Annotated in this window: 26 protein-coding genes; 19 read left to right on the top strand and 7 right to left on the bottom strand. The window is 55.4% G+C overall.

Translation table 11 applies throughout. The annotated features are described in order from the left end of the window. Nucleotides 1-42 precede the first annotated feature (42 nt). Together I9182_RS17925 and I9182_RS17920 are read left to right on the top strand one after the other, a co-directional pair. Complete coding sequence (locus tag I9182_RS17925; RefSeq protein WP_209599145.1) at nucleotides 43-1,422, top strand: HAMP domain-containing sensor histidine kinase; 1,380 nt, start codon at nucleotides 43-45, stop codon at nucleotides 1,420-1,422. Between the two features lie 1,857 nt (nucleotides 1,423-3,279). Further along, nucleotides 3,280-3,738 carry a hypothetical protein gene (locus I9182_RS17920; RefSeq protein WP_209599144.1) on the top strand — a complete coding sequence of 153 codons (459 nt, stop codon included), beginning with the start codon at nucleotides 3,280-3,282 and terminating at the stop codon, nucleotides 3,736-3,738. 427 nt (nucleotides 3,739-4,165) lie between these two features. Here the strand turns inward: I9182_RS17920 and I9182_RS17915 are convergent, their stop codons facing one another. After that, complete coding sequence (locus I9182_RS17915; protein WP_209599143.1) at nucleotides 4,166-4,411, bottom strand: hypothetical protein; 246 nt, start codon at nucleotides 4,409-4,411, stop codon at nucleotides 4,166-4,168. A 390-nt stretch (nucleotides 4,412-4,801) separates the two neighbouring features. Between I9182_RS17915 and I9182_RS17910 the strand changes: the two genes are divergently transcribed. Continuing rightward, nucleotides 4,802-5,101, top strand: coding sequence for a hypothetical protein (locus I9182_RS17910; RefSeq protein ID WP_209599142.1), 300 nt, complete (start codon nucleotides 4,802-4,804; stop codon nucleotides 5,099-5,101). A 50-nt stretch (nucleotides 5,102-5,151) separates the two neighbouring features. Here the strand turns inward: I9182_RS17910 and I9182_RS17905 are convergent, their stop codons facing one another. Continuing rightward, the gene (locus tag I9182_RS17905; protein WP_209599141.1) at nucleotides 5,152-6,123 is read right to left on the bottom strand and encodes an adenylate/guanylate cyclase domain-containing protein; all 972 of its coding nucleotides are present in this window, start codon (nucleotides 6,121-6,123) and stop codon (nucleotides 5,152-5,154) included. 153 nt (nucleotides 6,124-6,276) lie between these two features. Continuing rightward, the gene (locus I9182_RS17900) at nucleotides 6,277-6,741 is read right to left on the bottom strand and encodes a MaoC family dehydratase (protein WP_209599140.1); all 465 of its coding nucleotides are present in this window, start codon (nucleotides 6,739-6,741) and stop codon (nucleotides 6,277-6,279) included. A 311-nt stretch (nucleotides 6,742-7,052) separates the two neighbouring features. Between I9182_RS17900 and I9182_RS17895 the strand changes: the two genes are divergently transcribed. From I9182_RS17895 to I9182_RS17890, 3 genes are all read left to right on the top strand, one after another. Beyond that, on the top strand, nucleotides 7,053-7,487 hold the full coding sequence (locus I9182_RS17895) for a nuclear transport factor 2 family protein (protein WP_209599139.1): 435 nt from the start codon (nucleotides 7,053-7,055) through the stop codon (nucleotides 7,485-7,487). An 82-nt stretch (nucleotides 7,488-7,569) separates the two neighbouring features. After that, nucleotides 7,570-7,779 carry a GDCCVxC domain-containing (seleno)protein gene (locus tag I9182_RS20495; protein ID WP_245222719.1) on the top strand — a complete coding sequence of 70 codons (210 nt, stop codon included), beginning with the start codon at nucleotides 7,570-7,572 and terminating at the stop codon, nucleotides 7,777-7,779. Between the two features lie 34 nt (nucleotides 7,780-7,813). Further along, nucleotides 7,814-8,506, top strand: a complete 693-nt coding sequence (locus tag I9182_RS17890; RefSeq protein WP_209599138.1) for a substrate-binding domain-containing protein — start codon at nucleotides 7,814-7,816, stop codon at nucleotides 8,504-8,506. A gap of 174 nt (nucleotides 8,507-8,680) precedes the next feature. Here the strand turns inward: I9182_RS17890 and I9182_RS17885 are convergent, their stop codons facing one another. Together I9182_RS17885 and I9182_RS17880 are read right to left on the bottom strand one after the other, a co-directional pair. Then, the gene (locus I9182_RS17885; RefSeq protein ID WP_209599137.1) at nucleotides 8,681-9,100 is read right to left on the bottom strand and encodes a VOC family protein; all 420 of its coding nucleotides are present in this window, start codon (nucleotides 9,098-9,100) and stop codon (nucleotides 8,681-8,683) included. A gap of 199 nt (nucleotides 9,101-9,299) precedes the next feature. Then, nucleotides 9,300-9,932, bottom strand: a complete 633-nt coding sequence (locus tag I9182_RS17880; RefSeq protein ID WP_093037018.1) for a tyrosine-type recombinase/integrase — start codon at nucleotides 9,930-9,932, stop codon at nucleotides 9,300-9,302. 520 nt (nucleotides 9,933-10,452) lie between these two features. On the opposite strand from I9182_RS17880, the gene I9182_RS17875 reads away from it, so the two are divergent. The 4 genes from I9182_RS17875 to I9182_RS17860 are packed head-to-tail and all read left to right on the top strand — an operon-like array spanning nucleotide 10,453 to nucleotide 14,373. Then, on the top strand, nucleotides 10,453-11,511 hold the full coding sequence (locus I9182_RS17875) for an ABC transporter substrate-binding protein (protein WP_170417838.1): 1,059 nt from the start codon (nucleotides 10,453-10,455) through the stop codon (nucleotides 11,509-11,511). A 60-nt stretch (nucleotides 11,512-11,571) separates the two neighbouring features. Beyond that, nucleotides 11,572-12,660: an ABC transporter ATP-binding protein gene (locus I9182_RS17870; protein ID WP_170417835.1), complete on the top strand. Its 1,089-nt coding sequence runs from the start codon at nucleotides 11,572-11,574 to the stop codon at nucleotides 12,658-12,660. Further along, nucleotides 12,657-13,559 (top strand): ABC transporter permease, encoded by a 903-nt coding sequence (locus tag I9182_RS17865; RefSeq protein WP_170417832.1) that lies wholly within the window; start codon nucleotides 12,657-12,659, stop codon nucleotides 13,557-13,559. The genes I9182_RS17870 and I9182_RS17865 overlap by 4 nt, the downstream gene beginning before the upstream one ends. Nucleotides 13,560-13,569: 10 nt before the next feature. Continuing rightward, entirely contained in the window at nucleotides 13,570-14,373 is an 804-nt protein-coding gene (locus I9182_RS17860) for an ABC transporter permease (RefSeq protein WP_170417829.1), read from the top strand. Nucleotides 14,374-14,381: 8 nt separating this feature from the next. On the opposite strand, the gene I9182_RS17855 is transcribed toward I9182_RS17860, so the two are convergent. Beyond that, the gene (locus I9182_RS17855; RefSeq protein WP_170417827.1) at nucleotides 14,382-15,089 is read right to left on the bottom strand and encodes an IclR family transcriptional regulator; all 708 of its coding nucleotides are present in this window, start codon (nucleotides 15,087-15,089) and stop codon (nucleotides 14,382-14,384) included. Between the two features lie 178 nt (nucleotides 15,090-15,267). Here I9182_RS17855 and I9182_RS17850 point away from each other — a divergent pair, with 178 nt between their 5' ends. The 8 genes from I9182_RS17850 to I9182_RS17815 are packed head-to-tail and all read left to right on the top strand — an operon-like array spanning nucleotide 15,268 to nucleotide 22,648. Further along, nucleotides 15,268-15,945: an arginase family protein gene (locus I9182_RS17850; RefSeq protein WP_170474326.1), complete on the top strand. Its 678-nt coding sequence runs from the start codon at nucleotides 15,268-15,270 to the stop codon at nucleotides 15,943-15,945. After that, complete coding sequence (locus I9182_RS17845) at nucleotides 15,938-16,612, top strand: hypothetical protein (protein WP_170417821.1); 675 nt, start codon at nucleotides 15,938-15,940, stop codon at nucleotides 16,610-16,612. Before I9182_RS17850 ends, I9182_RS17845 begins: the two co-directional genes overlap by 8 nt. Continuing rightward, entirely contained in the window at nucleotides 16,612-17,487 is an 876-nt protein-coding gene (locus I9182_RS17840) for an arginase family protein (RefSeq protein WP_170417818.1), read from the top strand. Before I9182_RS17845 ends, I9182_RS17840 begins: the two co-directional genes overlap by 1 nt. Continuing rightward, a complete protein-coding gene (locus I9182_RS17835; RefSeq protein ID WP_170417815.1) occupies nucleotides 17,484-18,494 on the top strand; it encodes an agmatinase family protein in 1,011 nt (336 codons plus the stop codon). The genes I9182_RS17840 and I9182_RS17835 overlap by 4 nt, the downstream gene beginning before the upstream one ends. Next, entirely contained in the window at nucleotides 18,491-19,186 is a 696-nt protein-coding gene (locus I9182_RS17830; protein WP_170417812.1) for a hypothetical protein, read from the top strand. Before I9182_RS17835 ends, I9182_RS17830 begins: the two co-directional genes overlap by 4 nt. Next, a complete protein-coding gene (locus I9182_RS17825) occupies nucleotides 19,183-20,628 on the top strand; it encodes an aldehyde dehydrogenase family protein (RefSeq protein WP_170417809.1) in 1,446 nt (481 codons plus the stop codon). Before I9182_RS17830 ends, I9182_RS17825 begins: the two co-directional genes overlap by 4 nt. Continuing rightward, nucleotides 20,628-21,824, top strand: a complete 1,197-nt coding sequence (locus I9182_RS17820; protein WP_170417806.1) for a CoA transferase — start codon at nucleotides 20,628-20,630, stop codon at nucleotides 21,822-21,824. Before I9182_RS17825 ends, I9182_RS17820 begins: the two co-directional genes overlap by 1 nt. Beyond that, nucleotides 21,821-22,648, top strand: a complete 828-nt coding sequence (locus tag I9182_RS17815) for a citryl-CoA lyase (RefSeq protein WP_170417803.1) — start codon at nucleotides 21,821-21,823, stop codon at nucleotides 22,646-22,648. The genes I9182_RS17820 and I9182_RS17815 overlap by 4 nt, the downstream gene beginning before the upstream one ends. Before the next feature lie 464 nt (nucleotides 22,649-23,112). Here the strand turns inward: I9182_RS17815 and I9182_RS17810 are convergent, their stop codons facing one another. Continuing rightward, nucleotides 23,113-24,024: a homocysteine S-methyltransferase family protein gene (locus I9182_RS17810; protein WP_170417800.1), complete on the bottom strand. Its 912-nt coding sequence runs from the start codon at nucleotides 24,022-24,024 to the stop codon at nucleotides 23,113-23,115. An 84-nt stretch (nucleotides 24,025-24,108) separates the two neighbouring features. On the opposite strand from I9182_RS17810, the gene I9182_RS20565 reads away from it, so the two are divergent. Beyond that, nucleotides 24,109-24,408, top strand: a complete 300-nt coding sequence (locus I9182_RS20565; protein ID WP_170417797.1) for an MBL fold metallo-hydrolase — start codon at nucleotides 24,109-24,111, stop codon at nucleotides 24,406-24,408. Nucleotides 24,409-24,563 lie beyond the last annotated feature (155 nt).

Here is a 24,563-nt window from a genome sequence, read left to right as displayed (position 1 = left end):
CCTAGAAAGTGTATACTTTGAGAAATTAAGGGGGGTTTTGACTTGAGCAGTCCGCCTGAGTCTGAAACGGGTGGCGTGGTTAACTCTGAAGTGTCGCCTTTGATGCGACAAATGATCGACTATTGTCAGGTTGGAATAGATCTGACAGGGCAGCGGTTGCTCATTTTCGCAGCGGCTCTCGCACTTGCGGCATACTACTATGATGACAAATTTGCGGGAATCCTGCTGGTGCTGGTAATCGCATCAGAACTCTTTGATTATTGGCTTTTCAACAAGGTGACGTCGCAAGAAAACACAGATCATCAAGCAGCCAGACGTCTTTTACCCTGGCTTTATCTGAGCACACTTCTCAGCACATCATTGATCATCGCATACTCGATTGGTATTGCATTTATTCAAGGACCGACAAGCCATTTCATGGCTTCATTCTTTCTTTTTGCGGCAGCCCTTTTTGCAGCGATGCACAGCCACTATGTCCTGCACGTTCTGGTAACCCGCCTTTTATGCTTCGGAGTTGCCTTTCTGTTCATACCGATCAGGGATATCGTGATTACGGATGCCCCCATTCAATCGGAGCTCTGGGCACATCTATTCACAAGCATCTTTGTTCTTACATTTATCGTCGACAGTTCGTTGGGTTACCTCAGGATTTACCGACAGCGTTCTGCACAGTTCGACCTGCTTCAGGAAGAGCATGAAAAATCAAAAATGGCCTACAAGGCAAAATCTGAATTCATCTCAACAATGAGCCATGAACTCAGGACACCGCTGACATCAATCCGGGGGGCAGTTGGTCTCGCACAGTCAGGCAAGCTGGGTGAGTTGCCGGAAAAAGTAGCGGATGTTCTGGATGTCGCCAACCGCAACTGCATCAAGCTTCTAAAGCTTGTAGACGAAATTTTGGATCTTCAAAGCGTTGAGTCCGGTCTCATGAAGTACGCGCACGAGTTGCTCGACATACGTCAGGTTGTTTCCGACGCAGTTGAAGACACAAAATCCTTTGCTGTCGAACGTGCTGTGTCCATTAAGTCGACCCTGCCGGATCAAGCGATAGTTGTGCGCGGCGACAAACACAGGCTTCAGCAGGTTTTCGAGAATATTTTGTCAAATGCCATTAAGTTTTCGCCTGCCAAAAGCAAAGTGCTGATCTCGGTGGAGATTGAAGATACCAGGGTGAAAGTATTGTTCCGAGACGAGGGAATAGGCTTGTCCGAACAGGACCACGAAAAGGTGTTTGACCGTTTCACACAGGTGGATTCATCAGATACTCGGAAAATCGGAGGCACCGGCTTGGGCATGAACATTTCTAGGCAAATCATGAGTGCGCATGACGGCAGCATCAGTTATAAAAAGAATGACGGCCCAGGAACCACTTTCCTCGTAGAGCTGGAGCGTGCCGTCAATAGCCCAAGACTTCGTTAGGCGCGCGTTGCGATCAATCAGCCAACCAATGGCTTTCGCGTGATGTTCGAGTGTTACAATACGAAAGTTAGGTATAACGCTCATATGCGCCTAAAGGCGTATACCACATGGATGAATGGCAGATTTGGCGAAGCTGCACCGCAGCGCTGGTCGACTTGGCGAGCGACCGCTCAGGGCCGTCCCCGATGTATCAACTCGCCGTGCGACAGCTAATACTGCGTTGCCTCTGAGGTCGGCACGGATGAAGATTTTCTGATGCGGGCCAGGGTGCGAGGTTTCGGCTTGGCTCGACTGTGGCCCGCGTTGGAAAATCTTAATCAAAGCGGACGAATGAAAAGCTCAAAGGGTGGAGCATTCAGGTCAACGGATCTGACTTCTCACTCTCGCCGCAACGAACGATTTGCATATCATCCGCTCTGAGGGACGACGACGAAAAGGGCCTTCGCAGCAGTGGCTCCAAAGTCCGCTGCCTGGAAGCACGTCAAAACCACATGTCCTTTACAGTTCGGCTGTCACGAGGAAGTTCTCGAAAGCTGTCGCGCCCCTCGAAGTGACGGATTGGAATCTCACTGATTGGTGACGGATCAGACATTCGAACATTAACCGCAGACAGTTTGCGGCCGTTTTCGTCCGAGAAACACGCAACATAGTGCGTCACACACCCGCAATTGGCGCAAAAGTGGAAATGGATATCCCCGCTATCGCGACGCAGATGTGTACTTGTTTTCCCGGTAGTTTGAATGTCATAGCCAATGTGCCCATAGGCCCAAAGGGCACCGAAACGCCGACAAATTGTGCAATTGCAGGCCGTGACCGACTTCGGCACAGCATCGAGAGTCCAGCCAACTTCGCCGCAGTGGCACGTTCCTTTCAGCATGTATCAATCTCCGCTCTTGGCACTGACGGCATCATGATGACCGACCCATGTGCTTTGGCCCAGGCGCGGATCGCCGCTTGGGTCAAGCTGCACTTGTGGCCTTCCCTTGAACAGCAGATAGCCGATTTACATTCACGGCGATACACAGCTGGGTCGCAGGACTACTGGGCGGCGATGCGTGACTGGCTGGTTCGGAATGACGTTCCTGCTCCAAACAATCTGCCGGGGCGGCCAGAACAAGAATAAGGGCTGGCTGAGGGGGTCGAGGCCAGCCCCTATCTTCGTCACGAGGGGGCAAGTGGTTATTCTGATCCCAATCTATCCAACTCAAGCAATGCCCGAAATTGGGGGATTCCCGTAACATTTCTAACTTCACCGAAAAAGTTTGTTTCCAATGGGCAAACAGTGAGTTTCAAAACGAGATGTGGACACAATTTTGCCGCAATGCGATCCTCTGTTCGTGGGTGGCGCGTGTTGATTTTAGAGCGTTCCAGTTTTTCCATCTGGATTTGAGGGGGTTGTTGAGTTCGGCGCGCCGCCCCACGAGTATTTTATCGAACCGCCAGAGTATTGAACTGCACTTTCCGAGTGCCGGAGCGCCAACGCAATTTTCATCTCATGGACGCAATTTGAACACTCTCCGAAAATATCAGTGCGGAGCGGCGCGCCTTGATGGGGATTATGATTTCAATGAGGGGGTACGAGTTCGGCGCGTCGTACCACCACCGCCGGACATACTCGTTGTCCTTTGTTTTGTTTAATTACTGTTATTTGATCCAGTTTGCGATTTTTGAGAATGGGTGATTAGTGGAAGAGAATGAAGGCGTCTGGTTTAGCCAGGTCATGTATGACACAACGTTGATGAAGCCCTTTACCTCCGAGCAGGCTTTAAGCAACTTGCCGACTGCTGGTGCAGTAGACAACAAAAACAGGGCTGGATCGTTCAATCCCGTGAGGCCTTTCCTAAATTAGTTTTTGGAATGTATCCGAACAAAAAGCCTCAGGCGCTGCCCGAAATTTTCAATGGGCCATATGGTCCAGTCGTATCTCGCGCGGTAGCGAATGTACTTCGCGAAGCAGAACTGGGAAAAACGAAAATCTATCCTTTGAACGTTTGCCAACACGACCGTGTGACACCAGTTGAAGGCGAGTATTTTACACTCGCCCTTGGTGAACAAAAAACGGCGTTTGTTCCGGATCGGTCGAATATGGTCAAACCTATGGGGAATAAACCAGATACTTGGATGAAGCGGGGCATGAAACCCAAAGACTTCGACATTGTTGTTTCAGGTATAGCCTTGGAGGGACCCGATTTGTGGGTTGATCCGCGCTTGTACTGGAGCCTGTTTTTTAGCGCCCGCTTGGTAAAAGCGTTGAAGGCAGCGAAGCTCACACGCCGCTTCGGGCTGAGTAAATGTAAGGTTGTTTCCATTCACTAAAGGGGTACGATTTTGGGGATGACGCATTATCGATACCGGCCAAGTTATGGGGAAATCTGGCTGGTTGTAAGTGTCCTTCTGGAGGCGGTTTGAAATCTATTTCAGTGCAGAGTAGCGGCCCGGATTTTTGGCTCATCGCCGGAATACTTCTGGGCGTCATCCTACTTTATTTGGCCTTGCGATTGATGCTCCGCGTATTTGGAGCAACCAAAGAGAAAGTCTCGTGCCGTTGGAGGAGAGACACCGCGCAGGACAAGGAAACTCTACGCGCGTGGAATTGCCGAGCATGCGGTGTTACAGCATATTCCGGAAACGGAAGAAGACCCACAGGCTGTCGCAAGTCCTCAAAACTTCAGAGCTTATAGTCAGGATGGGACCGCGTTGCACGAATAGCACTTGGGCCGCATTTGCCTCTTTCCCCGGTTCGTTATGCGACACGTTCATAGGTTGCTCGACCGAGATGGGTCATGCGGTTGAGGGCTTTAACAGCGATCTTGGTTTCGGTTGTCTGGGTCTCCAATTTGCGGCTAAGCAGCACTGATCCGTTGAATTGTTTGTAACGCCCGATCTGGGCCTCGCCGCGTGATCTTTGGCCATAGCCAGTAGCCTTCTGCCAGGCCATTCGACCACCCTTGGCGATCATGTCGATAGCCTCAGCCTTTGCCGATATCACTATGGGCTCTTCTCCCACATTCGTGCTGCTGCTTGCATACATCTTCGTTCCTGACGAACAAATAGGTCCGCGCAGGATCGCGGGCGTCATCCTTGGGTTCGTCGGGCTTTTGGTCCTGATCTTGCCTTAGGCTTCTAACGGACAGGCAACGGGTGGTTCTGTCATGGCCAAAATTGCCTGCGTGGCAGCATCACTGTGCAATTCGGTCGGTGCTATTCTGATCCGCCGCGTGCCGGCGATCCCGCCGATAGCATTTACTGCGGGGACTTGTGCTGCTTCTGCACCGAGGTTTGCAGTGAGCCCGTAGCGGAAACCAGCCGTAGGCCGTGCTACGATGAACTGTATCAATGCAACTGTTCTTTCAGGACCGCACAATAGGAGGACGCATCGATGATCATGCGGATATTTCAGGTCACTGTGAGACCCGGCAAAGAGAATGAGTTCAGTAAGTTCTTCCACGAGACGGCGATACCGTTAATGAGAGGGACGAAAGGCATCGTTCAGGTTCTTCCCGGTGCCTCCAGAAAGGACTCCCCGAGAGAGTTCAGCTTTGTGATGATTTGGGACGGTCTAGAGTCACTAAAGGCGTTCGTCGGAGACGATTATCAGAGCCCGCACATCGATCCTGCCGAAGCCGAGCTGGTCGAGGCTCGTTCAATTAAACATTACGAACTTGTAGACGCGTGGTAATTCAACAGAGCGGCCGCTGAGAGCCCGAAGCGGACCATCACTTAAGACGGTCAAGATCGCCAATTCATGGCATGCAAAACGCTTGTGCCTTGTTGACCCGGCAGCTCAAATTCGCCCAAAAGTTCAAACTTTAGGTTTGGATCATCACCAACCAATGCACGCGTCACGTCAGATACAAGAACCTCGCCTCGACTAGCAACAGCCGCGATACGAGCGGCAATATTGACAACCGAGCCAAAGAAATCCTCATGGGACTGCACTACATCGCCAGTGTGAATTCCAACTCTGACGGCGAGCCGGGGCTCGGCAATTTCGTTCGCCAGATCACGCTGAATTTTACCTGCTGCCGACATTGCAGATCGAGCGGACGCGAAAGACGACATCGTACCGTCGCCTAGTGTTTTGACGAATTGGCCTCCATTTGCTTCAACGATCTGTTTTAATGCCGCAAAATGAGCATTGATCTTCGCAGACCACGCGCGGTCACCCAGTGTGTTTGCGATGACGGAGGATGCCACGACATCCGTAAACATGACTGAAGCAAGTCCTTCGGTTTGGCCTAACGACATACTCTCACGCGCTGCCTCGGCCAGTTGAGACATTGACGTCTGCTCCATCCCCAGTATGACTTGATTGGGTATTGGCACAGAGCCGTGCCGATTAATGATTTTCCAGCTCCCTTGCTCCAGTGCGAAAATCAGCGTTTCGCGAAATTCGAACGGTTTTTCGGACCTGCCCACTAAAGTGACCTTGTTAATGACGGTGGCCCATCCGATGTCGCCTGCTTCAAAGGCTTCCGCGAAAAGCTCCTCCATGTGCAGAATATCTGGCTTATCTTGAAAATACGCGGCGACAGCGTCTCTTACTTCCTGTCCGCTCCAGTTCTCGCCGCTCGCCGACCCGAGAAAGCTAAGGTTTTCACTATTGGACAAAAAATTGGGCAAAGCGATCTGATTACCACTGCTGTTGTTCATGTACCAGCGGCGCGAAATAGCAAGCAGTTCTGGAGAAGGCTTGATCACAAGTTTCTTTCCAAGAGGCCGCAGTTTGCTATCGCTGTCGCGGCAGTTCAGCAAACGGTTGTTGCTTAATGAATACCGGAATTGCCTTGCAACTCAAAGGGCAACTTTGTCCGCATCACGACCATATTCTCGGGAAACCCAACCACTGCAACGTCAAGAAGAACCGTCTGCACCGCGCCGAGCCATTACGTGGTCCATAGTTAGACTAAGCACCTCGACTTCGTCCTGATTGTAGGTTCGGTAGCGGAACCGGACGGTTCCCCGGTCAGGTTTTGAACGCGACGGCGTGAGCACCTCGACCGTGACGCGCGCATGAAGCGTGTCGCCGGGAAAAACAGGGGCGAGCCACCGCACCTCGTCCATACCATGCCCGCCCATGTTGGTGTCGGTTAGAACGCCAGTGTCACGAAATAGCCGGAAGGTGAGCGCGATGGTTTGAAAACCACTTGCAATGATCCCGCCGAAAATCGAACCTTTTGCCGCCACCTTATTTACATGGAAAGGCTGGGGGTCGTGCATAAGTGCGAAGTCGACAATCGCGCCCTCGGTGAGTGTGATTCCACCGGTCTCGAACGTATCATTGACAGACAGATCGTCGAAGTATTTGCCGCTAACCATGCACAAAGAATAGACGGTAAATGTTCGCGCATCAACGAAGACCCTAGCTCTTTGTAAGCAGAACAGTCGTGCCAGCGAACATCCGAGAACGCCCGCTTCAAGCCCACCACGGACTTAGTTTAGATGGCAAATGTGGAGTACGACAGATGTACGGCGCCTAGCTCGTTAGGGGGCTGAGCGCACCGGTCAGGGACACTTTGCCCTAGTGGAACGCTCCCAAGGAGCCAAAGCCAGCGTCATCGGCTGGCTCGTTTTGGCGAGTATGATTCATGTGTTAGATTATACTTATTTGAACTTGGGGGGGAGATATCGTGTCAGATGAAGAAAAAATCCGCGCCTTGGTCCGCGATCACTTCGAAGGCATGAAATGGAACAATCAGGAAGAGCCGGATTGGGAACGCTTCCGGGGAGACTTCTTACCAGGAGCGATTTTATGCGGAGCAGCTCGACCGGCGCAATTGCGATCACTGGATGAATTCATCGAGCGTATGGAAGCGGTGGCGCGGAAAAACCTTGAATCTTTTGAAGAGCAAACGCGGAGTATGAAGATACTTAAGTTCGGGAGCATCGCAGTCGTGCTTGCGGTGTCGGAGCTTTTGGAAGACGGCACGGATGTGAGCCAAGACGTGAGTGGATATCTTCTCGTAAAATCTGACGACGACTGGAAAATTATCGCGCACACTTGGGATCAAGCTGGCGATGACGAACTGTCACTTAAGAGGTTGGACCTGCAACCGGCAGTCTGAAATTGACATCGTCTGTTTGTACGCGCCGATTAAATACAGAACTCGCGGGTTTTAGAATTATTGGAGTTCAGATTTGACGGAAATGACTTTCGTTCTGGAAAGCACTCTCAAGTGCCCTGAGTGTGGACATGCTAAGGTGGAAACCATGCCGACGGACGCATGCCAGTGGTTCTACGAGTGCACTTCATGTGGCAAGGTCCTTAAGCCGTTACCCGGCGATTGTTGCGTGTTTTGCTCTTACGGGACGGTAGCTTGTCCGCCGATCCAAGAAGGTGGCACATGCTGTGGATAATCGCGGGGAAACACCTCCAGAAATATCATCTGCTATGCCAGTCGAACTGCGCATTTTTGTACCGGTGGCGATCCGCGCAATCATGAATAACCTCGTTCCGCGCTTGGAAACGGTAACGGGTGCAGCAGTCACTCAGTTGGTTGATCTAAACCCCGCGATACCGGAGCGCATCTCGGCGGATGAAGCTTATGACATCGGCTTGACTAATCCCCCTTACGCTAAGGCGCTCGTAAAAGATGGAAAAGCAGATGCAGCCAGTCACCGAGCTTTTGGCCGTGTGCCCCTTGCCGTTGGCCGAAAAGAGAAAACCGAAGGCTCAATCAGAAAAGACGTGGAGACTATCAGAGCCCTTTTGCATGAAGTCGATAGCATCGCCTACACGGGTGCAGGCACAAGTGGCCGCACCTACCTCGATTTGATCGAGCGGCTGGATCTGAGTACTGTGCTTTTACCCAAGAGCCTAGCCATGGGTGGTGGCGAGCCAGTCGCATCCGTCGCCGCCGGGGAAGTTGAGCTTGCAGTCGCTCCGCTGACTACGGTGCTTTCAACACCGGGGGTGGTTCCTGCGGCAATCCTACCGGAGGAGCTTGGGACTCATATCGATATGTCAATATTCTTGAGCACAACGCCCCCGAGCAGCGCGGCCCTTGCGCTAGAATTTTTGACGGCGAACGAACTCGACGATGAACTAGCCGCCGCGGGTGTTCTGCGGTTCGAGTTGGATTAAACGCGGATCGACAGAGTCGCGCTATTTCTGCAAGGTGTTCGCGATTACAGCCATAATCTAGACATCCGCAACAATTCTAGCAGGCGGCCGTTTTAAGCCAAAGCGGCCGCCCCAAGCTCCTTACCCGACTTGGTCTGCTTCGAGGCTAAAAGGGGTAAAGACAGCAAGTTGGTTTCAGGGTTCTCCTGGCATTGGAGCTGCGTTTACTTCGATAGTGTTGAGATCGGGATCAAGCAGATAGAGTTGTGGGAACCCGGCGAGACCTTCACGCAGAATAACTAGTCTTTTTTTGTCACCCGCTGGCAAATCCTCGCTATATCCAGCCGCCTCCAAGCGATCGACCATTTCTTCAAAGTCGTCAGTGCAGAATGCAAAGTGTACGTCGGCAATGTCAGGAGAAGATTTGGTGCGATAGGTTCCAGCATCGTTCAGCACCAGGTGAATTTGGCGATCGTGACATGCCAACCAAACTCCGGGAGTCGAAAATGGTGGGCGGTCAAGGCGTTCCAGGTTGAAAAGACTTTCGTAGAAGGAAGCTGACTCCTCAACATCCCGGACGGGATACGAAACATGATGAAGTAGTATTTTGGGCATGAAATGTCACTTCTCAAAGTCTTCGATACGATAAATAGCAGATGTGGCATCAAATGTCCGGTTCGTCCGCGATGTGTGAGTCCACTCAGTCTCCAATTTTGCAAGTGCTGCGAACGACCGCTAAGCGGGCTGCGTCTGCAGCATTCTAGACCATGTTTGAGTGACTGGTATGGGCCGTCCGCGAAGACGGCCCAAGTTGTTAGATTTCAATGGCCTCTGCGATCGCAAGCGCATCTTCCAGCTCAACACCGAGATACCGGACGGTGCTGTCCATCTTGGTGTGCCCAAGTAGCAGCTGGACCGCCCGCAGGTTGCCGGTCTTCTTGTAGATCTGTGTGACTTTTGTCCTCCGCATCGAATGCGTTCCGTATGCACTGGCCTCCAGACCGATCGACGTGACCCAATCCCGGACGATCCGGGCGTACTGGCGTGTCGAGATGTGCAAGCGTTCATGGAAACGACCCGGCCATAGGTACTCCGAGCCGACCATGAGCTCATCTTCCATCCACTTTTCAACCGAGGCGCGTGTGCCTTCGGAGATTTCAAAACGAACCGGCTTCTGCGTTTTGCTTTGCAACACCGAAGCTCGTTCCTTGATCTGGCCGGACGCCATCACGTCGACGACTTTCATCTTCACGAGATCGCAGCCACGCAGTTTGCTGTCGATTGCCATATTGAACAGCGCCAGGTCCCGATGGTTCTCGGCGAGTTCAAGTCGAACACGGATTGCCCAGACGTGTTTTGGTTTCAGTGGCCGTTTTTGCCCAACGATGCGCCCTTTGTTCCAAGCTGGGCGAAGCGCACGAATGGCCGGTAAGTTTGGTGTTTCCATGACTGATCCTCCGATCCGCCATGCCCTCCCACAACGACAACCTGACGTTGACGATGCCACCATATCACGGGATGCTGCGTCGCATCCGAGGTCGGGGCTGAGCCCAAATTGACCAATTCTGTCGTCAGGATCAATTGGCGCATACTGTCAAGAAGCTGCCACTCAAATTCGCGGATCAACGCAAAGCGAGTGAGAGTTTGCGGTCCGCACGTTCCACCAAATGCTTCAATCGGTGGCAGTTAACTTCGGGTCAGACGAAGATCGCTTCAGACGCCATATGTGCAAGATCGAACCCAGATGAATGCTGCACCAATGCGCGAATTGCGAGATTTTCCAGGCTCTGATGCTCAGGAAACGGGAGTGTGAATCCTACGGGGCAAAAGAATCCTTGACCAATTCCAACATCAGCTCTAGTAAAACTGAAATGACGTTTTGCTAGATGAAACGATTGCGAATGATTATGTGGAGCCGCGCATGTCGCGAAGCCACAAACCAACCAACAGTTCGGGAGGAGCCTGACATGATGAAAGATAACCAAAAACTGAAGCTCACCACGGCGCTAGTGGCAGGTGGCCTGGCCATTGCTTCGCCTGCCTTTGCCGAGGGAGAGGTCGTGTTTGCGTCCTGGGGAGGCTCGTTTCAGGATGCCTTGCGCTCAGCCATGCTGGAACCTGCCGCTGGTGCGCTGAATATCACTGTCAAGGAAGATACGACAAACGGCATTCAGGACGTGCGCGCGCAGATCACGGCGGGTGCCGTTGCATGGGACGTTACAGAACAGGATTTGCCTTCGTGTGAAACCCTGAGCCGGGAAGGCAGCCTTGAGCCGATCGACTATTCGATTGTTGACACCACAGGCATTCCGAAAGAGCTGATCCATGACAATTACATCGGCTTCATCAACTTCACCAAGGTGATTGCCTATCGCAAGGATGCATTTGGCGACAATGGCCCGTCCAATTGGGCAGAGTTCTGGGATCTGGAAAACTTCCCCGGCAAGCGCGGTATGCACGGCAAGGTGAACTATAACCTCGAAGCCGCGCTCATGGCGGATGGTGTGCCGATGGCCGAGATCTATGACACGTTGGCCACGAATGAGGGCAAGGCGCGCGCATGGGACAAGCTGGGTGAGATTGCCCCCGAAGTTACCGTTTGGTATCGCGGCGGGTCGCAATCGGCGCAGTTGCTGCGTGACGGCGAAGTGGACGTGATCCATATGGGCCATAACCGCGTAGAAAGCGTGATCGCGTCGGGCATTGATGTGGCCTATGCCTTTGATGGCGGCACGATGGACGTGGACTGCTTGTTGGTTCCCAAGGGGGCTCCGAATAAAGACAACGCGATGCGCCTTATCAACGAATTGCTGAGCGCCGAAGCACAGGCGAGGCTGGCGGTGACCATGCCGTTGGGTCCGGTGAATTCGGGTGCCTTCGGCACCGGGATAATCTCGGATGAGATGGCAGTGAAGGTCAACACACATCCCGACAACTATGGCAAGCAGCTTCTGGTCGATCCGAACTTTTACATCGGCCAGCTGGGCGAGTTGACCGAAGAGTTTGACACGCTGATCCAACAGTAAAAAATATCTGGGCGCGGCACATCTTGTGCTGCGCCCATTTTTGTCAGGTTAGGAGCCCCCATGTCACCTGCAGCCCACTCCCTTCCCATCGATATATCCAACCTGTGCAAGGCCTACGGATCGGTCAAAGCGCTGAATGACGTGTCTTTGAACATCGCCGCGGGCGAGTTCCTGACATTGCTGGGGCCATCAGGCTCCGGCAAGACGACGCTTTTGATGGCGCTGGCCGGATTTGTGCGTCCTGATGGCGGGTCGATCCGGTTTGGCGAACAGGAAATGATTGCAACGCCGCCCCACAAGCGCGGCCTTGGCATGGTGTTCCAAAGCTATGCGTTGTTTCCGTTCATGACGGTCGCAGAAAACGTGGCTTATCCGTTGAAAATTCGCGGGGTGTCCAAAAGCGATCAGAAGGCCCGCGCCGAGCGCGCGCTGGAGACCGTGCAGCTGGGCGGTTATGGCGACCGGCGCATCACGCAATTATCCGGGGGACAAAGACAGCGCGTGGCCCTTGCCCGCGCCATGGTTTTTGAGCCGCAGATCATTCTGATGGATGAGCCGTTGTCAGCGCTCGACAAGAAGTTGCGCGAACATATGCAAATCGAATTGAAGGCGCTGCATGAAAAGCTGGATGCAACTGTCGTTTACGTGACCCATGACCAGCGCGAAGCCCTGACGATGTCGGACCGGATTGCAGTGGTCAATCATGGGCGGATCGAACAGATCGCGACGCCTGAGCGGCTCTATCGCCAGCCGCATAGTTTCTTTGTGGCGGATTTTATCGGGGAATCCATTTCCCTGCCGGTTAGTGTAGCGAATGACACGGCGCAGCTTGGCGAGCGCGTTCTGAAATCCAATACGCCTATTGCGCTGGGCAGCGGAGGCCATCGTCTGATCATCCGGCCCGAGTTGCTGGAAGTCACAGCAGGCGCGGTGCCAGACGCCGCCAATGACCTGTCCGGCCAAGTGCATGACATCATTTATCAGGGCGACAGCGTTCTAGTGATCGTTCAGCACGACAGCGCTGGTCAGATCAATGTGCGTGTGCCTGCCAATCGCGCGGGCCAAACCGGGTTGCCGTCGAAGGGAGAGCAAATCGGCCTTGCCCTGCATCCCGAAGATACGATCATCGTACCGGAACATGTGGCATGAGTATCGCCGAGACGTATGAAGGTGCTGGGACTCTTCAGAATGCCAGCACGCTCAAATCCGAAGAACGCCGCGAAAAACTGACGTTTCTTGGGCTTTCGATGCCTGCGGTTTTGACGATCTTGATCGTCGTCTTCCTGCCGATTTTCTGGCTGTCTTCGCTGTCGTTTTTCAATGCGGCAGGCGAACTGAGCACGGAAAATTACACGCGCATCTTTAGTAGTGCTCTCTATCGGCGAACCTTTGTCGTCACGTTTCAGATCAGCATTGCCGTGACGGTGATTTGCGTCCTTCTCGGCTACCCGCTGTGCTACTGGCTGACAAAGATGCCGAACAAAACAGCGGCCATTCTGATGGTGTTTGTGCTGGTCCCCTTCTGGACCTCGGTTCTGGTGCGGACCTATGCGTGGCTGGTGCTTTTGCAGCGCAATGGGATCATCAATTCGTCGCTGATGTCACTTGGCATTATCGAAGAACCGCTGCAACTGGCGCACAATCTGACCGGCTCCATCATTGGCATGGTGCATATCATGCTGCCTTTTTTGGTTCTGCCGCTCTACGCCACTATGCGCAATATTGACGGCGACCTGGTCCGAGCCGCCGTGGGCCTTGGTTCCAGCCCGCGCGGGGCCTTTTGGCGGGTATTTTTCCCAATGTCCCTGCCGGGCCTTTTTGCCGGCATCGTGCTGGTTTTCATCCTGTCGCTTGGGTTCTTTGTCACACCGGCTTTGCTGGGCGGTGGCCGGGTTCAGATGCTGGCGCAGCGTATCGAAAGCACCATCACAGTCTATTCGAACTGGGGGGCCGCATCAGCCCTGGGCGTGGTCCTGCTGTTGCTGGCGCTGGCGATGATCTGGCTGATGAACCGTGTCTTCGGGCTCGACAAACTGTTTATGCGCTGAGGATCTGAAAATGGAACAAGTCGGACAACGTAAAATCGACGGCCTGTGGCTGACAGTGGTCGGCATTGCTGTGCTGTTCTTTCTCATCCTGCCCACGCTGATCGTTATCCCGATGTCGTTTTCGGGGGCATCCTATCTGGAATTCCCGCCGACATCGCTCTCGTTTCGCTGGTACGTGGCCTATGTCACGTCGCCGGAATGGATGAGCGCAACAAAGACCTCGCTGATCGCGGCGGCGCTGACCACGGCAATCGCGACGCCCCTGGGCTCACTTTGTGCCTATGGTCTGCATTGCTCTGCGCCTCGTATCAGGAGCGCGGCTCAAATCCTTGTGATCATGCCGATTGTCGTGCCAGTGATCCTGATCGCTGTTGGAGTGTTCAGCCTCTATGCCAAGCTGGGGCTCAATTACACACTGACCGGGATCGTGATCGCCCATACTGCGCTGGCGCTGCCATTCGTGATCGTGACGGTGATGTCGGGATTGCAGAATTATGATTTCGATCAGGAGCTTGCAGCGCGCAGCTTAGGGGCGTCCCGTGCATACGCATTGTGGACAATCACCGTACCGCAGGTGAAATTCTCGATCCAGACAGGGGCTTTTCTGGCATTTATCACGTCGCTGGACGAGGTTGTGATCTCGATGCTGGTCTCGGGCGGGGAAAACGCCACAATCACCCGGCGCATGTTCAATTCACTGCGTGATCAGCTTGATCCGACAATCGCGGCGATCTCGACCTGTCTGATTGTCGTGTCCATCACGGCGCTTATCGGTGTGCAGATGATCGGGCGTCGGAAAGACAAGGCACAATGATGCGGGTCTTATTTTTCGCCAAACTCCACCCGAATCTGGCGGGCGGCATCAAGGACCGCCGCGCGATACTTTTCGACGGCTGTGTCATTGAAGCGGACGCGCAGGCCGGACAAGCTGATCGCGCCCAGCAATTCATCTTCGAACCCAAGAACAGGAACCGACAGTCCGGCGACGTCAGGATCGCGTTCACCAAGGCTGAGATAATACCCGGCCTTTCGGATGCTGGCCGCCTGTTTTCCCTGCCGGATGGAATAAGCATCCAGCACCTGACCCGAAGAGCCCATGCTCAGCGGAATGATCTCGCCCTCCTGAACGTGATCCCGCGCAAGCCTTGGCGAATTGACCCGGTAGAGGCACACGCCAGAGTTGCCGCGTTGCACATAAAACGACGCACTTTCGCCGGTCGCATTCACCAAATTCGCAAGCACCGGTCGCACAATTGGCCCCATCCGCAGGTTTTGGCGAAACACGGATCCAAGACGCCACAAAGACGGCCCGAGGTGAAACAGACCCTCGGCGTCTCGCGTAATATGACCAAACTTTTCAAGCGACACGCTCAGACGCAGAATTGTCGCCTTGTTGACCCCGCTGCGGTCCGCAACCTCCTTCAAAGAGAGGCCTGCATCGCCCGGCTCAAAGATGTCCAGCACACGCAATGCGCGCTCTACCGCTTCGACACCACCATTGGCGTCAGGGGATCGGGGCTTGTCGGGCATAGGCAGACCTTTCGACGCAAATCCGTCGCTTTTTATAGCCGGTTTGAGCGCAATTGGAAATCGCAAATAACGAAGGCGTCTGGCAATGAATAGCGCGCGGAAACAAATGATAACAGCTGGTTATGCGGACCTTCCTTTTGGCATTCATTCGCAATGTAAGGCTGATTGTGTTGGGGTTATGGGCGTTCCGAGCGAAGTTAACACCGGGCCCCGATCCGGCACCTCTCTGGCACCCGATGCGCTGCGCAAAATGACTGCCCAACTTGGGATCGGACTGCCTGTAGATGGTCGGGATCTTGGCAATCTGGACCTGTCAGGGGATTGGCCTGCCGCGTTGGAACAACTTGTGACGCAAATGGTGGATCACGGTGTTGTACCCGTTGTCTTGGGTGGCGCGTCTGATGTCGCCTCGGGTGTGCTGGGGGCCTTGCCTGATCTGCCAGTTGTCGCGGCCATGCCGTTGGCCCGGCGTGATATCGCGACGCGAACAGCCAACACGATCTGGGTGGGATTGAACGGCGATCAACCTGCTGGTGTCTGGGATCTGATCAGCCAGCGCAAGATGGATTGGCGCACCGCGCGGCAGTTGGATGAAGGGCACGGCGACTATTCTGACACGCCCGAGCGCGCTGTCTTGTGGATCGACATATCGGTCATTGATCTGGGGCATGCAGCTGGCAGCGTCGGCCTAAATCCCGGCGGGATGAAACCTGAAACGCTGGTTTCCGTCATTGGTGCCATGTCCTGTAAATGGCAGGCGATTGTGATCACCGGCCTTGCGCCTGCGCGCGACACCAGGGGAATGTCGGAACTGGCGGCGATCGAAACCCTGAACGCGGCGTTGCACAATGAGTGAAGCGGCGCAAATACAGTTTGACGCGATCCCCAGTTTTCTGGGCGCATCCATTGGCGATCTGGAAGATCTCGTGCCCGGTCAGGTCGCGATTGCAGGCTATTTTTGTGACAATCTCGCCCGGCCATCGGCAGGGCAACGCTATCTCGCGCGCCAGCTTCGGTATGCGTCCTGCCCCACAGTAACACCCGCGAATGCAATTGACCTTGGGGACGTGAACGTCTTTCCGCTAGAACCTGACAAGCATTTTCTCGCAGTTGCCTCGCAATGTGAATCGGTTCTTGAAACCGGTGCCCGCATGGTGTTGGTAGGCGGCGATTCCAGCGGTTTGGAAGCGCTTGACGTCGCCGCAAGACAGGTCACAGGTGCGGATGTTCCCATCATTGGGGTCAATGGCGGCGCAGTGAGCCATTTGCCCCGCACCCAACCGGTCATCCTGTCTGTGGATTTACAAGAGCTTGCGGGCAAATGGGTATCGCACCCGCATCGCCTGACGGGAATGTCACCAGCACAAATGATCGCGCAAATTGACGCCACCCCGGGCGATACCATCGCGGCTGCGGTTTTTGGGCTTGCCCCGGAACTGGACAACCGTGGCAAGGCTGAAACCCGCGCTGCACTGGCGATCCTGCAAGCGGTCACAGCTCGTCTTGAGAAAGGAGCAGGCTGATGCCTCTACGTTCGGCCCCGTTGCCGCGCATGGCAGGGCATCTGTCGTTCATGCGCTCTCAGACCAAAGCAATCGGCGACGTCCGGTCTGGAGATCTGGCCGTACTGGGCATCCCGTTTGAAGATACAAACGCACCTCATGCAGGGCAATCTCTGGCGCCGCGTGCATTACGCGAAACCTCGGTCTATTTCGGTTGGCACGCAAATCCACAATTCAGTCACCCCGTAGATATCGATGCGCGTCAGGATATCAGTACCGATGGCCTGCACGAGCGGCTTTGTGATCTCGGAGATATTGCACCGGGGTCCGAAGATGCGATCCACGCGGCCTTGAAGGCGGCCATGCGTCAGATCAGCGACAATGGCGCCTGTGCAATCTTTTTGGGCGGATCAGATCGCATGTCCGAGACGGCGCGGAGCGCGCTCCCTCATTGTCAGACAGTGCAGCTTGGCGGTACACCAGCCGATGCGCGCGATTTTCATATTGCGCCCTTGCCGAACGGAACGACCACGCCGGTAAATAGAGATACTGCCGCGCAGCGTGCCGCGTTTTCAGAGTGGCGGGATCCATCAAAGCCGTTGTTTGTTCGGTTTGATCTCTCGGTGTTTGAAACATCGCTCAGTGCGCTTTGTGATCGGCCCCGTTTGGGGGGCTGCGATCTTGCGACGGTGGTGCAATGGCTTGAGCTTTTGGGACGGCACGAGGTCAGCGCCATTATGTTGACCGGTCTGAATCCGAACCGTCCCGGAATGGGTGTCGTGAAGGTTGGCCAACGCCTGATGGTCACGGCTCTTCTGGCGTTTATCTATGCGCGCCTCGGCTTTGGGATTGATTTTCCGCGCCGCCAAACTTCCAAGGAAAAAGTACTGACATGACTGCAGCGATAACGACATTTCTCCCGCCTCTGGCACAACCGGGGTATCGGCTGTTTGATGGGCCTCTGCTCGATGCCGCCGACGTCCGTCCGGGCCAAATCGGTGTGGTGGGTATGCCCAGCGATTGGACACATTCAAGCCGGCTCGGAACCAGGTTTGGTCCCGAGGCGCTGCGTAAGGCAACGACGGTATTGCAATCCATGCGACCGCAGGGGGTCAGTTTTGATCCAGATACGGGCCAAAGAAGCGCAACGGCCAGCGACTGGCTCGTGGATTGCGGGGATGCAGTGATCACCCCTGAGGATGTAGACGCAACCACCGAGGCCATTGCCGCAATGACCGAGGCGCTGAGCGTTGGAGGGGCGATCCCTCTGGCACTGGGCGGTGATCACTATAATAGCTTCCCGGCCTGCCTTGGCTATTCCCGTGGGTTGGCCAAACGCGCACCAAATGCACGTTTTGGGTATATCCAGATCGACGGTCATCTGGATTTCTCTGACCGGCTTGGCGCGTGGGGCAGCCATAACCACGCAACCAATGCCCGTCGGATTTCCGAACTGCCCAATGTCGACGTGTCCAATATGGTTTGGGTCGGGATCACCGGTTGGGTCGACAGCGGTGAACTCGCCTTGATCGAAGAGCAGGGCGGTCGGGTGTTTTCGGCTGGCGACGTACATAAATTGGGGACGGCAGAGGCAATTCGTCAGGCGTTGGAGCATGCCATGAAGGGATGTGACGAACTGTATCTGTCAATCGACATCGATGCGATGGACGCTGGCTACCTCCCCGGCACCGGCTCAATCGTTCATAGCGGTATTACACCGCGTCAGTATTACGATCTGCTGGATGGGCTGGCCGAGGCCCCGTTGGGTGGACTGGATATTGTTGAGGTGTCCCCTCCTCTTGATCCGTCGGAGCGTACCGAATTTCTGGCTGCAGAAATGTTGTTCCGGATCCTGCGTCGCTTCCGCACACAACCTGTGACCGGGGCGGTGACAGAGCAATGATGGACTACAAAGGAACAGAGCAGCTGGGTGGGTTTTCCCATGCAGGAAAAACACTTGCGCCCGCGACACGGCCCTGGATCACAGACCTGTCAGCGCTTTGCCCTTACGAGGGCCTGCAACCCGGGAACCTACCGGAATTTGAACGCGACCCGAATTGGGACAACTGGGCGCTCACCGACAGTCCCAAAGACCCGAACCTGCGCCTGAACTGGCATCTATTTGAGGACGGTGGAAGAAGATTGATGGTCGCCGACCGGATGCTTATGAGCCGCGTCAGCTGGCAGGATCTGGATGATGCGGGGTATGTCCATGGCACAGAGCTGTCGATTGATGGACGCCTGTTTCGCTGCCGGTTGCTTACGGGGGGGGATACGCCCTGTAGTGACCCTTTTCAGGGGGCGACGCGCCCCAATGAATGGGATGCGCTGGTGGGGGGCAGCGGGGCGTTGAACGCTCCGCAACCGGACCCGGCCAATAGTACAGCACCGCTTTGCCCGGATCATCTGACCTCGCCTCATAACCGTTTGTGGAACTGGTTCGGCGCGGTCAGCTGGACCGCCGAACCGGTTGCCAGACGGGCCGATGGGCGGGTGTGCAGGGGCTATCATGGCCCGACCTATTTTTACGTGAATACTGTGGACCACCGGCATGAAGATATCGGGTGGCGACCAGTTCTTGAGGAAGCGCTATGACTGCAAACCCCTTTGCCAACTTTATCGCCGGATCATGGGTTGCTAGCAGCGACGCGGCCCCCAATGTCAACCCGTCCGACCTGAACGACACGATCGGCGAGTATGCCCGGGCAAGCGCCGATCAAACGGTTGACGCAATCGAGGCCGCGGCCGCGGCCCTGCCGAATTGGCGCAAGACATCGCCTCTGGTCCGGTTCGAAGCGCTCGACCGGATCGGGTCGGAAATCCTCGCCCGTGTAGACGAGCTGGGCGATATGCTGGCCCGCGAAGAGGGCAAAACCTTGCCCGAAGCCAAGGCCGAAGCGCATCGCGCCGGGCATTTGTTCAAATATTTCGCGGCTGAGGCGTATCGTGCGACCGGCGACACCTACCAATCTCTGCGCGAAGGTGTGTCGCTAAATGTTGTACGCGAGCCAATCGGCGTTGTGGGCGTAATCACGCCCTGGAATTTCCCACTGGCGATCCCCGCATGGAAAATCGCACCCGCTCTGGCCTATGGCAATACGGTTGTGTTCAAACCTGCCGAACTGGTGCCCGGATCGGCATGGATGTTGTCCGATATTATTGCCCGTGCGGGCGTGCCTGAGGGGGTGTTCAACCTTGTGATGGGAAAAGGCCGTGAGGTTGGGGAGGCAATCGTTACGCACCCCAAGGTGTCCGGGGTCACATTCACCGGTTCCACACCCGTCGGTCGCCATATGGGGGCGGCGCTGTTTGCGCGAGGAGCGAAAATGCAGCTGGAGATGGGGGGGAAGAACCCCTTGATCGTGCTGGATGACGCCGATCTGGATCTGGCGGTGCACTGCGCCGTTCAGGGCAGCTTTTTCTCAACCGGACAACGCTGCACAGCGTCTTCCCGCCTGATTGTGACCGAGGGCATTCACGACGCATTTGTTGACCGTCTTTGCGCGGCAATGAAAGACCTTCGGATCGGTGATGCGCGCGCTCCGGAAACCCAGATTGGTCCGGTCGCCAGTGAAGCGCAGCTCGCCATCGACAAACGATACGTGTCTCAGGCTGTGGATGACGGTGCAACGCTTGCCGCAGGTGGTGGCGAGGTCAAATCCAAAACAACCGGCCATTACTTTGCGCCTGCGTTGTTTACGGATGTGTCACCCGACGCAGCCGTGGCACGAGACGAAATCTTTGGGCCCATCGCCGCCGTGTTACGCGTGCCGGATTACGACGCCGCCCTGGCCACGTCCAACGACTGCGAATTTGGATTGTCCGCAGGAATTGTCACGCGGGATCCCGCCAAAATCGATCACTTCTCGCAGAACGCCGAAGCAGGCATGATACAAGTCAATCTGCCCACCGCCGGCATGGATTTCCACGCACCCTTTACGGGCCGAAAGGGATCCTCTTATGGTGCACCGGAAAAAGGCAGCTATTGCCGCGAGTTTTTCACGGCGGCCAAGGTTGTACACGCGGGGCGCGGATAATGTCGCAGACACCTTTGAAGGGCATTCGTGTTCTTGATCTGACCAATGTCCTTGCCGGTCCGTTCTGTTGTCATCATCTGGCGCATCTGGGCGGCGAGGTTATCAAGGTCGAAGCCGTCGGTCGGGGCGATCTCGCCCGCCAACTGGGGGCCGACCCAGAGCTGAACAAAGTCAACATGGGCGTGTCCTTTCTCGCCCAGAACGCGGGCAAGAAATCGGTCACGGTCAACCTCAAGAACCCACGGGGTCGAGAGATTTTTCTGAAACTGGTCGAAACTGCAGATGTCGTGGTTGAAAACTTCCGGCCCGGCGTCATGACGCGCCTCGGCGTGGGCTACCAGACCCTGAAAGAGGCCAATCCGACCCTCATCTATTGTGCTATCTCCGGCTTTGGCCAAGAGGGCCCGTGGATACGCCGCCCGGCTTATGACCAGATCATACAGGGAACCTCGGGTGTGATGTCGATCACCGGGGATAGCGACAGCGCGCCGCTGCGCGTTGGATATCCGGTGGCAGACACTGTGGGGGGCATCACCGCAGCCTTTGCGATTTCATCTGCTCTGAACGCCAATCCGCGCGGCACCTTTATTGATGTGTCGATGCTGGAATCGGTGCTGGCGACAATGGGCTGGGTGGTGTCGAACTATCTGATCGCCGGCGTCAATCCGACTGCCAATGGCAATGAAAACCCCACTTCGGCGCCTTCCGGTGCGTTTGAAGCGAAGGGCGGGTTGATCAACATTGCCGCAAACAAAGACCAGCAATGGGAGCTACTGACGGACCACCTGGGATTGGCCGCGCTGCGCGAGCGGCCTGAATATGCCACGCGCGAGGATCGCAAACGCAATAGGCTGGCTCTGAAAACTGAGCTGGAGACCGTGTTGAAGACCCGGTCACCGCGCGACTGGGCCAAGGAACTCAATAGCATTGGTGTGCCATCAGGAGCGGTTTTGACAGTGCCGGAAGTATTGGAAATGCCGCAGGTTGCAGACCGCGGTTTCCTCGACCAGTTTGAAAACGTCCCCGGCGTCGGACGCGACATTCAGGTTGCCACGACCGGGATCAAATTGGACGGCAGCGCGCCCACCGTCGATGCACCACCGCCCACATTGGGGCAGCACAACTCTCAAATCTGGAGCGAGTTAGGTCTTTCACCGGAAGACATTGAAAAACTGGCAAAGGATGGCGCGATATGACGGACCCCGCAGGACGCAATGACGCCGATGCCATTTGCCACTGGTGGCGCACCGAAATTATCGACATGGCTCCGGGGCGGATCGCCTTTCGCGGCCACCCGATCCAGGACCTGATCGGAAACGTCAGCTTTGCTCAGATGATCTGGCTCATGGTGCGCGGCAATTTGCCCACGCCAGAACAGGCGGCGCTTTTTGAATGCGCGCTGGTGGCGGGCGTGGATCATGGTCCGCAGGCGCCATCGATAGCCGCAGCGCGTATGGCCGCGACCTGTGGGCTGGGGCTCAACAACGTCATGGCCACCGGGGTCAACATGTTGGGTGACGTGCATGGCGGCGCCGGTGAACAATGCGCCGAGCTTTATTTCGACGTCGCCAAACGGATGGATGACGGCGCTGAACAGGAAGTTGCCGTCCGCGACGGTATCGCCGCCTGGTGTGAGGAAAATGGCAAGATCGTCTCGGGTTTTGGCCACCGTTTCCACAAGCCCGTCGATCCCCGCGCACCGCGATTGATGGCGTTGGTACGCGAGGCCGCGATGTCAGGCACTGTAGAAGGGCGATTTGCCGATATCGGTGAAGCTATACAGACGGAAATCGGACGTAAGCGCGGTGCCGATATCGCGATGAATATCGATGGGGCCACGGCTGTTATCTTTTGCGAATTGGGGTTCCCGGCACCGCTTTCCCGGGGATTGTTCTGTCTTTCCCGCTCGGTTGGCGTCTTGTCTCATGGCTGGGAACAGATTCAACAGGGCGGGCGGAACAAGGGGCCAATGCCGCCGCGTTATCTGCCGGAATATATTGGTGTCAAATCGGAGCGCTAACCCGATGACCATTGATGGTGCGAACGCCTAAATTCACACCGAACTTGGCATTGAAGCGCCACTGGCGTGTGGACTGTTTTGCCGGTCTCGGTCATTGGGCATCCCCCCCTAGAAGCAGACCCAACATGTTAGTCTGAACAAAGATTCACTTCTTTGGTGTTGTCTTTGAAGGTATTTCAATCCAGGCGAGAATCGATACATTTTCACGCTTGTTCTGACGTCAGCGAAGCGCACCGAGCTGCCATCGCGACAAGCGCGGCGAATTCACACTTGGTCCGCGATGCGTGAGTTTGTCGATCGCTGGATTTCGCAGTCGCAGCTAAAGTCCGGTCTGGTGGGCCGCACCGCAGCGATGCGCGCCCTCGGTCAACGGCAGCAAAGGGCCGATCTCCTAACAAGTTGTGGAAAGAAATTACGGGATCACCTTAGATCTCAGCGTTATCGCTCAGATTGAACCAAGTTGGCTATGCTAGTTCGCTGATCATCGATTTCAGATGGCGCATGTCGGTACCGCAGCATCCTCCAAATACTTGGATCGACGGATTCTGCCTCGCAATCGCGGCAATCTGTTTACCAAGTTCAGCTGGATCGCCTTCGTCCAGCTCATCTGCTTCGTCAAGTTCCGCATGCGAGCAACTCGAAGCGTTCGCCACAAGGCCTCTCAGCCGGGGGTGGTTGCCAAGCGCTCCGGCGAAATGGGTAGGGTGAGCGCAGTTGACCATAAAAAACAGCGCCGCCGAGTCGGTTGCTGCGTCGATCTGGTCAATTCCGTCCACAAGTTTGGTCCCGTCTGCCAGGCACCCGTCTGTCTCAACAACCAGAGACATGATGATCGGCAGTTCAGCGTCCCGGGCGGCGAGGATGCATCCCGCTGCCTCGCTTGGGCGGTTGAATGTATAAGCGGTGACCAGATCGAGGCTTGTGTCTTTCAGGCTGTGCATTTGAGCGGCGTGGTATTGACGTGCATCTTCGACGGGTACCGGCGGGATGTCGGCGTAAGGATCATGGCGCGGGCCGATGCAGGCCGACACCAGTACATCATCGCGAGCGGCAGCTTGGCGCACGTCTTCCATTAGACTGACCGCATCTTTGTTTACTTCGGCGAGCCGCTCTGCATCGTACCCCAAGGGCGCTGCCCGGTCGGCGTTCGCCATCCATGTGGGCGCATCAAGGATGCATCCGACATTCATTTCACGGGCCAGATCGACAAGAGCCTGCATTTGACCGGCCAGTATCACCCTGGTGCCAGGTTCTTCCAGCAATGGAAACGACGCGAAACCGGGAAGCTCAATTCCATGATTGAAAATCAGGTCGGTGCCAGTGCCGGCGTAAACCAGAAAGGGCTTGTTACCTTCGAGTGGGAGCTGTCGCGCCATTCTGATCCACGCCTATTGCCGTTACCTCTACACAAGAAACCTACTTTGTCTCGGGCCTCCTGTGAACCTTAGGACTGCGACAGGGTGTATTCCGTCACTCTGATCCCCACGCCAGGCCAAACACCAGGTCATGTCTCGGTCGAAATCACCAGTGGCGACCGGCGCGCTCTGATTACAGGTGATGCAATCCATACAACCGCCCAGTGCTGGCATCCCGAGTGGCATTTTATGTTTGATTCCGATGCTGAGATGGCCGTGACATCCCGTCGGAAACTGTTGGAAAGCGCCTCGGAAACGGGATGTATTGTGCTGGGAAACCACTTCGCTTTGCCGTCTATTGGTCGGGTGAAGGCGGACAACGACGCGTTTCGCTGGGAGGACTAGCCCAGGTTGTATTTTGATGTGCGCGGGTCTGTTGTGGGATGGCGGCTGACGTGAAAGTTCGACGCGCCGCGCAGCTTACAGGCAATGATCGGCGAAACTAAATCTCGAACCCATTGGGCTATGTCACATTCCCTTGAATTCTTGTTTCACAAGCT

Source organism: Ruegeria sp. HKCCSP351 (assembly GCF_017872535.1).
Classification (GTDB): domain Bacteria; phylum Pseudomonadota; class Alphaproteobacteria; order Rhodobacterales; family Rhodobacteraceae; genus Ruegeria.
The sequence above is the reverse complement of the archived record's forward strand: the minus strand, read 5'-3'. Positions and strand labels throughout refer to the sequence as shown.